Origin of the sequence: Roseovarius sp. BRH_c41, assembly GCF_000961715.1 — a bacterium.
In the GTDB taxonomy this organism is placed as follows: Bacteria; Pseudomonadota; Alphaproteobacteria; order Rhodobacterales; family Rhodobacteraceae; genus Roseovarius.
In genome coordinates, this window is the sequence record NZ_LADY01000048.1 from 1 (window position 1) to 9,208 (window position 9,208).

The window sequence follows — 9,208 nt, forward strand, 5'->3', positions numbered from 1 at the left end:
ACGCGTTGACCGGCGCCCTCGCCACCCTGCGCGCGGTCGGGCTCGAGGACACCGCCCGCCGTGCCGCCCTGCAACTCCTGCTGTTGGAGCGGCGCGGGTGACCCGCGACACCGCTTGGGTCGATCTCTTTCTCGAGGCCCAGGCGGCGGAGCTTGGAGCTGCGAAAAACACCCTGATGGCCTATGCGCGCGATCTGCGTGATTTTACGGATTGGGTTAAATATCAAAATCTTAGCCTAGATAACCTCATGCAACGCGATATCGAATCCTATCTGGTGCAGTGTGACGCTCAGGGCTTGGCACAGGCGACGAGGGCGCGCAGGCTCTCGGCCATCCGGCAACTCTACCGTTTCGCCTTTGAAGAACGGTTGCGCGCCGACAACCCCGCCATCCGCATCAAGGGACCGGGCAAGGCGCAGCGCCTGCCCAAGACCCTGACCGAGGATGAGGTCGGCCGTCTGCTCGAGGTGGCCCCCCAGCATGGCCGCACCGCCACGGAACGCTGCCGTAACGCCTGCCTCATGGCGCTGCTCTATGCCACCGGCATGCGCGTGAGCGAGCTGGTCTCGCTGCCCCTTGCCGCCGCGCGGGGCGACCCGCAGATGCTCTTGGTGCGCGGCAAAGGCGGCAAGGAACGCATGGTGCCCCTCTCGCCACCCGCCCGCACGGCGCTGGTTGACTGGCTGGCGCTGCGCGACGCCGAAGAAACCGCGCGCCGCAGCAAAGGGCTGGCTCCCTCACCCTTTCTCTTTGCTTCAGGCGGAACGGCGGGATACCTCACGCGCCATAGGTTTTACAATCTTATCAAAGAACTCGCGGTCAAAGCTCATGTTGATCCGGAGAAGGTCACACCCCATACTCTGCGCCACGCGTTCGCGACGCATCTTCTGGCCAATGGCGCGGATCTGCGGGTCATTCAGACCCTCTTGGGCCATGCCGACATCGCCACAACCGAGATTTACACGCATGTGCTCGAGGCGCGCTTGCAGGCGCTGGTGCAGGAACATCATCCGCTGGCACAGGCCGCCCGGCGCAAAACCGGCGGCAACACATCCTCCGACGGCCAATAGCCGCTCACGAGCGCGCGATCATAGCCCTGCACCAGCCCCGCCGCCTGCATCGCCGCATGGGCCGCGCTATGGTCATAGGCCAGCCGGTGAAACACCACGCCATCCGCCTCCAGAACGGCAAATCCGGTCTCGACCCGGCCATCATGCGGCGGCATGCCGATGGCCCCGGCATTGACCCAGGTCACCGCCCCGATCGCACGTTGGAACATCAGACCAGAGTGCCCCGCCAGAACCATATCAATATGGCCTGCAACCTCTTGAATAGCTGCGATTTCCTCTTGAAATACCACCTCATCCGACACGGGCCATATAAAGCGGCTCACCTCCGACAACCCGCCGTGAATCACCGCCACCCGTCGACCGGCATGGGTGAAGAGGATAAGATCCGGCAAACCCGCCATCCACCCCCGCGGCTCGGCCCCGACAGACCGATCCGCATGGCGATACCATCCCGCCGACAAGAGATCACACTGCGTGCCCGCCTCGAATCCACAGCCGCAATCCATCGCATTCTCCGCCAACTGCCGCTCGCAATTGCCCGCGAGCACGGCACAGCCCACCGCACGGATCAGCGCCACGGTCTCAACCGGCTGCGCACAATAGGCCACGACGTCCCCGGTGCAGATCATCCGCTCGGGTGGGATGCCAAGGCCCCCGGCCTGTGCCAGAATCGCTTGCATCGCCTGCAAATTGGAATAGGGCCCGCCAAAAATCAGGACGGGACCGATCATCTCTCCCAATTCCGCGATCCGCATCGCCAATGCTCCCTTGAATGCACGAGGCGGACGCCCCATAACCCTGTAAACTACGAGGGACCGCACAAAGATGGAAGCCGCGCCAAGCGCAACCGACCTGACATTCTGGATCACTACCGGCGCGATCGTCGCGCTTCTGGTTATGTCCGCCTACTTCTCGGGCAGCGAAACCGCGCTCACCGCCGCCTCGCGCGGCAAGCTGCGCGCGCAGGCCGAAAAGGGCTCGCGCGGGGCTGAAACCGCCCTTCGCATCACAGAGGATAACGAGCGGCTGATCGGCTCGGTGCTGCTTGGCAACAATATGGTGAACATCCTCGCCGCCTCGCTGGCCACCGCGCTCTTTACCCGCCTCTTCGGCGAGAGCGGTGTTGCCCTTGCCACGCTCGTGATGACGCTTCTGGTGCTGGTTTTTGCCGAGGTTCTGCCCAAGACCTACGCCATCACCAATGCCGAGGCCGCCGCCGCCCGCACCGCCCCCCTCATTGTGTGGGTGATCAAGATCTTTTCGCCCATCGTGACCGCCGTGCGCTGGTTCGTGCGCCGTATTCTGGCGCTCTTTGGCGTGCAGACCGACCCTGACAGCCATATCCTCGCGGTGCGCGAGGAAATCGCGGGCGCGCTCTATCTGGGTCAGTCCGAAGGCGTGGTCGAGAAAGAGGATCGTGACCGCATCCTTGGCGCGCTTGATCTGGGGGAACGCGCGGTCGAGGAAATCATGCTTCATCGCTCACGGATCGAAATGATCAACGCTGAGTCGGAACCGGATGCGATCCTCAACCAATGTCTTGAGAGCAATCACACCCGCCTGCCGCTCTACCGCGACGACCCCGACAACATCATCGGCGTGGTCCATGCCAAGGACCTCTTGCGCGCCATTCACAAACTGATCACCGCATCGGAACTGGGGGCCGCAGCCCTCAAGGATTTCGATGTCTGCAGCATCGCGCGCAAGCCGTATTTCGTGCCGGAAACCACCACGCTCGACGATCAGATGCGGCAATTCCTACGCATGCGCAGCCATTTCGCCATGGTGGTCGATGAATATGGCACGCTTCAGGGGTTGATCACGCTCGAGGATATCCTCGAGGAGATCGTCGGCGAGATCACCGATGAATTCGACCCCGACGCCGAGCATGCGATTCGCAAGACCGAGGACAATCAGTTCCTCGTGGATGGGGCCATGACCATCCGCGACCTGAACCGCGCCACGGACTGGACCCTGCCCGACGAGGCCGCGAATACCGTTGCCGGTCTCGTGATCCACGAGGCCCAGATGATCCCCAAGGTGGATCAGGTCTTCATCTTTCACGGCTTCCGGTTTCAGGTCGTCGCGCGCAAGGACAACCGCATCACCAAACTCAAGGTGCGCAAGCTCTGATCGTCGGCTCTAGCGCGGCTCTTTGTATTTCAGAATATCGCGGTCCACGCCCAATCCAATGATCGGGCTCAGCAGATCACGCCAGAGACTAGGGCGCGCGGCCTTGACGGGGGCAAGGTCAGGCGGCAGCCGCAGGTCATTCTGCAACATCGGCGCAAGGATACGCTCGTCCAGCATCCAGCGCCCCCGCCGCCCCTCGCTGCGATCCGCCTGCTGATAGGTCAACCATGTCGACAGCTTGGCCTGACAGCGCGGGGACTGCCCCGGATAGACAAGGTAAAAGCCGCTGTTGATCCGCAAACAGATATTGTCCAGCACCCGTGCCACACCGCGCAGATCACCCGGAACATGGCTCTTGGGCATATAGTTGAACCGCGCCGGTTCGCCGTTGAAAAACACTGCCAGAGCGCTGCAAAGGTCAATCTCGCGTTGCGCCATGGCCCACCCCAGCACCGGCTCCGGCAGCAAGCACCAGTCATAGGCACAGAGCGCCTCACGAAAGGCCTCGCCGGACAGGGACCGCAGATGCGCGATCTGGTCTGCGGCTGTGCTTACGGACCAATCAAACGGACCGGGCTGCGGCATGGGAGGCTCCGTAAACTAAGGATAAGGCAGATCACACCCTTGTGAGTTCAGAAAGTGCGCTTTCTGCGGAACAACTGTGACACCATTTGGGCAGCCGCTAAATCCCACTTGGGATGGGCCAGTTTAGCGGATAGATTCAGACCCATGTTGACCCGCATTCTGCATGCCTTTTCCGCCACGAAACCGGCCCCTTTGCCAGAGCCGGACGAGAAACTTGCACTGGGCGCCCTTATGGTTCGGGTAGCGAAATCCGATCACCATTACGAGCTGGCAGAGATCAAGCGAATCGACCGCCTCCTGGCGCGCATTTACGGACTTGGCCCGGTCGAGGCGGCCAAGATGCGCGCGCTCTCGGAACGGCTGGAACGGGCCGCCCCCGAAACCGACCGCTTTGGCCATATCATCCGCGAGACCGTCAGCCTCGAAGCTCGCCTGAGCGCGCTCGAGGCATTGTGGGAGGTGGTCCTCTCCGACGGCGCGAGCCAGCCCGAGGAATTGCAGGTGATCGACGCCGCCCGCGAGACGATGGGTCTCAGCCATGCCGACAGCGACGCCGCCCGCGCCTTGGCCGAATCCCAGTAACGTCACGCGGATTTCCCTACGAATTCCCCATTGGCCTGCGCCACGTCGCCCCCTATACCTGTGCCATGTTTGCAGATTTCCTGAAGCGGCTGATTCAACCAGCCCCCGAGCCGATGACCGGCGGCGATGCCCGTCTGGCGCTCTGTGCCCTCCTTGTGCGTGTCGCACGCACCGATGGAGACTATTCCGCCTCCGAGATCATCCGCATCACGCGCATCATCTCTGCCCGCTATGGCCTGCCGCAGCCTCAGGCCGAGGCGTTGCGCCAAGAGGCCGAAACGCTCGAGAGCGAGGCCCCCGATACGGTCCGCTTTACCCGCGCGATCAAGGATGCGGTGCCACATGAGGACCGCATGGGCGTGATCGAGGCGCTCTGGCAGGTGGCCTTGGCCGATGGGCAGCGCGAGGCGGATGAGGACGCGCTCTTGCGGCTGGTCGCCAGCCTCTTGGGCATCACGGATCAGGAAAGCGCCCGCGCCCGTCAACGCGTCATGGGGCAACCATGATTGCCAGCTTGCCCATGTACGACCGACCAGAGACGGCGGCTGCCAATAACGCGCTCTGGCAGAGCGTGCACGCCGCGCTTGGGCACGGGCCGGACACCCTCAACCGCGACGGAGAAGTCTGGACCCATTGGCTTAGCCCGGACCTCTTGCTGTCGCAAACCTGCGGCTATCCTTACCGCGCACGGCTGCATGGCCGCGTGACGCTGGTGGGCAGCCCCGTGCTCGACCTGCCCGACTGTCCGCCGGGGCTTTACTATAGCGTCTTTGTCGTTCGGGCCGATGATCCGCGCGAGCGTCCCGAGGATTTTGCCACCGCGCGCCTCGCCTATAACGACGCGCTCTCGCAATCCGGCTGGGCCGCGCCGCAAAACTGGGCCGCTGCGCGCGGATTTGCCTTTGGCAATCCCGTCCACACCGGCGCGCACCGCGCCTCTGCGATGGCCGTGGCCGAAGAGCGCGCCGACATCGCCGCACTCGACGCGCTCAGTTGGCAATTAATGCAGGCCTATGACCCGTTCCCCAAACACCTGCGCGTGTTGGGCCGGACAGATCCGACACCGGCCTTGCCCTATATCACCGCACTCGGGCGCGATGCCGAACAGCTGCACGCGGCTTTGAGGGATGCAATCAATGCGCTCCCTGCCTCCTTGCGCACAACCCTTGGCTTAACAGGCGTGACCCATATCCCGGCTGAGGATTATCTTGCCTTGCCCAATCCCGCGTCACCACCTGCGCCACAGCCTCCGAATTGAGCTGACGGTACGTCAAATCGCACAAACCGTCCCCTAATCGCCCGTTTTGCAAGTTGCATCAGCCCATTTTTTCGGCCCTATTGTCACGGAAGCGTCAAAAACCACCGAAACGGAAGCACCCCTTTGTCCGACACGCCCCCGGTTATCGAGATCCGCAACCTGCACAAGGCTTATGGCGCGCTTGAGGTCATCAAGGGGGTCGATATTGCGGCCCGTCGCGGCGATGTGGTCTCGCTCATCGGCTCGTCCGGGTCCGGCAAATCCACCATCCTGCGCTGCGCCAACCTGCTCGAGGATAGCCAACAGGGCGACATCCTCTTTAAGGGTGAGCCGGTGCACTGGAAGGGGACGGGATTGGCCCGCCATCCCGCTGATCCCAAACAGGTGCTGCGCATCCGCACCAATCTCAGCATGGTGTTTCAGCAATTCAATCTCTGGGCGCATCTCACGATCCTGCAAAACGTGATGGAGGCGCCCGTCACTGTCTTGGGTCGAGATCGGCACGAGGCCGAAGGCGCGGCGCGCAAGTATCTTGACAAGGTGGGCATCGGCGACAAATGCGATGTTTACCCGGCGCAATTGTCCGGCGGCCAGCAACAGCGCGCCGCCATCGCCCGCGCCCTCTGCATGGAGCCCGAGGCGCTTCTCTTCGACGAACCCACCTCGGCGCTCGACCCTGAACTGGAACAAGAGGTGATCCGCGTCATCAAGGATTTGGCCAACGAGGGCCGCACCATGATGATCGTCACCCATGACATGCGCATGGCCGCCGATGTCAGCGATCATGTCGTGTTCCTGCACCAAGGCCTGATCGAAGAACAGGGCCCGCCTGACAGCCTCTTCGGCGCTCCGAAATCGGAACGCCTGCAACAATTCCTCAGCTCGACCAATCCGGCCTGAGGCGAAAACCAACCAAGGGAGAAAACCATGAAGAAACTGCTACTCACAACCGCCGCTCTGGCCCTCTCGACCGGCTTTGCCATGGCCGATACCGTCCGTCTCGGCACCGAGGGCGCCTACCCTCCGTATAACTTCATCAACGACAAGGGCGAGGTCGACGGATTCGAGCGCGAATTGGGCGATGAGCTGTGCAAACGCGCCGAACTGACCTGCGAATGGGTCACGAACGACTGGGACAGCATCATCCCCAACCTCGTTTCCGGCAACTATGACGTGATCATCGCGGGCATGTCGATCACCGACGAGCGCGATCAGGTGATCGACTTCACCCAGAACTACACCCTGCCCGATCCCTCGGCCTATCTCGCCCCCTCGGCGGATGTCGATGTGAAATCCGGCGTCATCGCAGCCCAGTCAGGCACGATTCAGGCCTCTTATGTCGCCAGCAGTGGGGCCACGCTGGTCGAATACGCCACGCCCGAGGAATCCATCGCCGCCGTGCGCAACGGCGAGGCTGACGCCGTTCTGGCCGACCGCGCCTTTCTTCTGCCCGTCGCAGAAGAGGACGAAGGTCTGGAACTGCTCGAAGAGATGGTGATGATCGGCGGCGGCATCGGTCTTGGCGTCCGTGAGAGCGACGCCGAACTCAAAGGCAAACTCGACGCCGCCATCCAGTCGATGAAGGATGACGGCAGCCTGAACGCGCTGATCGAGAAATGGGAAATCGGCCTGACCTTCTAAATCTGACCTGAGGTTGACGATTACAGTTGACCGGCCGGCGGGGCCAAACGCGGCCCCGCCCCCCTCTGACGAGGCGCGATAGAATGTTTGCCTTTTGCTCCGATCCGGCCAGCCTTGACGGGTTTGCGTGGCTCACCTGCTACATTACCACGTCCAAACACCTGCAACTCTACTATGCGGTGGGCACGGTGCTCTTGCTCTTGGCGATCACGGCACCTGCGGCCCTCGCCTTTGGCTTTGGCGGGGCGATGGCGGCGCGGGCGCATATCGCTCCGGTCCGCTGGTTCGGCAAGGCCTATATCGCGGTCGTGCGCGGCGTGCCCGACATCGCGTTTTTCCTCTTTTTCGTCATCGCGCTCGATCAGGCCTTTGAATGGGCGCGACACAAGGTTCTTTGCCCCGATTGGGACCAACCGATCCGTCAGGGCAATGATTTCGTCGTCTGTCAGGCTGCCAAACTACCGCTCGGCTCCGCGCCGCAATGGGTGCATGAATCCTACGGCTTCCTTCTTGCCGTGCTGACCTTTGCCATCGTTTTCGGGGCCTTTGCCGCCAATGTGCTGTTCGGGGCCATGCGCGCTGTGCCGCGCGCCCAGATGGAAACCGCCGAAGCCTATGGCATGTCGCGCCGTCAGGCCTTCTGGCGGATCATGGTGCCGCAGATGTGGGTCTACGCCCTGCCCGGCCTTGGCAATCTCTGGATGGTGCTGATCAAGGCCACGCCGCTGCTCTTCCTGCTAGGGGTCGAGGATATCGTCTATTGGGCGCGCGAACTCGGCGCCACCGCCAACCCGCGTTTCACCGAGTATCCGCATGGCGACTGGCGGATGTGGTATTTTCTGGGGCTGATGGTGTTCTATCTCGGCTTCACGCGCGTATCAGAGGTGGTGCTGGAACGCCTCATGCAACGCCTCACGCTGGGCCAGGCCACCACCGGCGGCGAAGCGCAAAGGAAAGCGGCATGAGCTGCCTCGAGACCATTCAGGCCTATGGGCTGCGCGCCATTGGGATTGGTGAACGGCTCTTGCCGCAAGACAATTTTACGCTCTGCGAACAGGTGACCCTGATCGGTTCTGGCCTGATCTGGAACGTCTATTTCGGGTTCTTCGCCCTGATCGGCGGCTTCATCCTTGCCACCGCCGTGGCGCTTGGCAAAGGCTCCAGCAACCGTGTGATCCGCAAACTCTCGGAATGGTTCATCTTTGTCTTTCGCGGCTCGCCACTCTTCATCCAGTTCTTCTTTGCCTATTTCTTCTTTCTCTCGCTCAAATCGGTCTCGCCTTTCTTCGATATTCTGACCGCAGCCTGGCTCGGCGCGCTGATCGTGCTGTTCCTCAACACCGCCGCCTATTCCGGCGAGATTTTCTATGGCGCCCTGCGCTCGATTCCCAAGGGCGATGTCGAGGCGGCGGATGCCTACGGCTTCTCCGGCTGGCGCCGCTTTCGCCGGATCATCTGGCCCACGATGCTGCGGCTGGCCTGGCCCGCCTATACCAATGAAGCGATCTTTCTGTTTCACGCCACGACGCTGGTTTTCTTCTCGGGCTTTCCGGTCTGGCAACAGCGCGGCGATGCGCTCTATTATGCCAAATATTTCGCGGACAAGACCTTTAATCCCTTCGTGCCCTACCCGATTCTCGCGGGCTATTTCATCTTGCTGACGCTCGGGGTGATCGGTGTCTTTGGCCTGATCAACCGCCACCTCAATCGCCATCTGCCGCAGGAATACCGCCGCAAGCTCAGCCTGCGGATGAACCTGATCCGCTGATGGGCGGTGTGGCGATCCTCATTCCCGCCGCCGGGGCATCCTCGCGGATGCGGGGGGCGGATAAACTCTTGCAAGTGGTGCGTGGGCAGCCGCTCTTGCGCGACCGCGTGACACTCGCCCTTGGCACCGGCTGCGCCGTCGCCGTGACCCTGCCACCCGAGGCGGCCGCCCG

General features: G+C 62.4%; 12 protein-coding genes. 10 read left to right on the top strand and 2 right to left on the bottom strand.

All coding sequences use genetic code 11. The features are described from left to right. Positions 1–97: 97 nt before the first annotated feature. Entirely contained in the window at positions 98–1,069 is a 972-nt protein-coding gene (locus VR71_RS14170; protein WP_045685015.1) for a site-specific tyrosine recombinase XerD, read from the top strand. On the opposite strand, the gene VR71_RS14175 is transcribed toward VR71_RS14170, so the two are convergent. Beyond that, complete coding sequence (locus VR71_RS14175) at positions 1,006–1,824, bottom strand: metallophosphoesterase family protein (RefSeq protein WP_045685017.1); 819 nt, start codon at positions 1,822–1,824, stop codon at positions 1,006–1,008. The two genes, VR71_RS14170 and VR71_RS14175, sit on opposite strands and share 64 nt — an antisense overlap. A gap of 70 nt (positions 1,825–1,894) precedes the next feature. On the opposite strand from VR71_RS14175, the gene VR71_RS14180 reads away from it, so the two are divergent. Continuing rightward, entirely contained in the window at positions 1,895–3,202 is a 1,308-nt protein-coding gene (locus tag VR71_RS14180) for an HlyC/CorC family transporter (protein ID WP_045685020.1), read from the top strand. 9 nt (positions 3,203–3,211) lie between these two features. Here the strand turns inward: VR71_RS14180 and VR71_RS14185 are convergent, their stop codons facing one another. Beyond that, positions 3,212–3,787 (bottom strand): hypothetical protein, encoded by a 576-nt coding sequence (locus tag VR71_RS14185; protein WP_009818706.1) that lies wholly within the window; start codon positions 3,785–3,787, stop codon positions 3,212–3,214. A gap of 144 nt (positions 3,788–3,931) precedes the next feature. Here VR71_RS14185 and VR71_RS14190 point away from each other — a divergent pair, with 144 nt between their 5' ends. The 8 genes from VR71_RS14190 to VR71_RS25055 form a co-directional block, all read left to right on the top strand. Further along, entirely contained in the window at positions 3,932–4,369 is a 438-nt protein-coding gene (locus tag VR71_RS14190) for a TerB family tellurite resistance protein (protein ID WP_045685022.1), read from the top strand. Positions 4,370–4,434: 65 nt separating this feature from the next. Then, a complete protein-coding gene (locus VR71_RS14195; RefSeq protein ID WP_045685025.1) occupies positions 4,435–4,875 on the top strand; it encodes a TerB family tellurite resistance protein in 441 nt (146 codons plus the stop codon). Beyond that, positions 4,872–5,627 (top strand): PhnD/SsuA/transferrin family substrate-binding protein, encoded by a 756-nt coding sequence (locus tag VR71_RS14200; RefSeq protein WP_045685028.1) that lies wholly within the window; start codon positions 4,872–4,874, stop codon positions 5,625–5,627. Before VR71_RS14195 ends, VR71_RS14200 begins: the two co-directional genes overlap by 4 nt. A gap of 123 nt (positions 5,628–5,750) precedes the next feature. After that, the gene (locus VR71_RS14205) at positions 5,751–6,527 is read left to right on the top strand and encodes an ABC transporter ATP-binding protein (protein ID WP_009818702.1); all 777 of its coding nucleotides are present in this window, start codon (positions 5,751–5,753) and stop codon (positions 6,525–6,527) included. A 27-nt stretch (positions 6,528–6,554) separates the two neighbouring features. Further along, positions 6,555–7,268 carry a transporter substrate-binding domain-containing protein gene (locus tag VR71_RS14210; RefSeq protein ID WP_009818701.1) on the top strand — a complete coding sequence of 238 codons (714 nt, stop codon included), beginning with the start codon at positions 6,555–6,557 and terminating at the stop codon, positions 7,266–7,268. Positions 7,269–7,351: 83 nt separating this feature from the next. Next, positions 7,352–8,233 carry an ABC transporter permease gene (locus VR71_RS14215; RefSeq protein ID WP_045685031.1) on the top strand — a complete coding sequence of 294 codons (882 nt, stop codon included), beginning with the start codon at positions 7,352–7,354 and terminating at the stop codon, positions 8,231–8,233. Beyond that, positions 8,230–9,036: an ABC transporter permease subunit gene (locus VR71_RS14220; RefSeq protein WP_045685033.1), complete on the top strand. Its 807-nt coding sequence runs from the start codon at positions 8,230–8,232 to the stop codon at positions 9,034–9,036. Before VR71_RS14215 ends, VR71_RS14220 begins: the two co-directional genes overlap by 4 nt. Further along, the coding region (locus VR71_RS25055) for an NTP transferase domain-containing protein (protein ID WP_296430438.1) at positions 9,036–9,208 on the top strand (173 nt) is incomplete at its 3' end. The genes VR71_RS14220 and VR71_RS25055, both read left to right, overlap by 1 nt.

What these genes read in the sequence shown, in the direction of transcription:
- VR71_RS14190 (WP_045685022.1), top strand. Translation starts at nt 3,932, where the DNA reads ATGTTGACCCGCATTCTGCATGCCTTTTCCGCCACGAAACCGGCCCCT.
- VR71_RS14185 (WP_009818706.1), bottom strand. Translation starts at nt 3,787, where the DNA reads ATGCCGCAGCCCGGTCCGTTTGATTGGTCCGTAAGCACAGCCGCAGAC.
- VR71_RS14180 (WP_045685020.1), top strand. Translation starts at nt 1,895, where the DNA reads ATGGAAGCCGCGCCAAGCGCAACCGACCTGACATTCTGGATCACTACC.
- VR71_RS14195 (WP_045685025.1), top strand. Translation starts at nt 4,435, where the DNA reads ATGTTTGCAGATTTCCTGAAGCGGCTGATTCAACCAGCCCCCGAGCCG.
- VR71_RS14175 (WP_045685017.1), bottom strand. Translation starts at nt 1,824, where the DNA reads ATGCGGATCGCGGAATTGGGAGAGATGATCGGTCCCGTCCTGATTTTT.
- VR71_RS14215 (WP_045685031.1), top strand. Translation starts at nt 7,352, where the DNA reads ATGTTTGCCTTTTGCTCCGATCCGGCCAGCCTTGACGGGTTTGCGTGG.
- VR71_RS14200 (WP_045685028.1), top strand. Translation starts at nt 4,872, where the DNA reads ATGATTGCCAGCTTGCCCATGTACGACCGACCAGAGACGGCGGCTGCC.
- VR71_RS14210 (WP_009818701.1), top strand. Translation starts at nt 6,555, where the DNA reads ATGAAGAAACTGCTACTCACAACCGCCGCTCTGGCCCTCTCGACCGGC.
- VR71_RS14220 (WP_045685033.1), top strand. Translation starts at nt 8,230, where the DNA reads ATGAGCTGCCTCGAGACCATTCAGGCCTATGGGCTGCGCGCCATTGGG.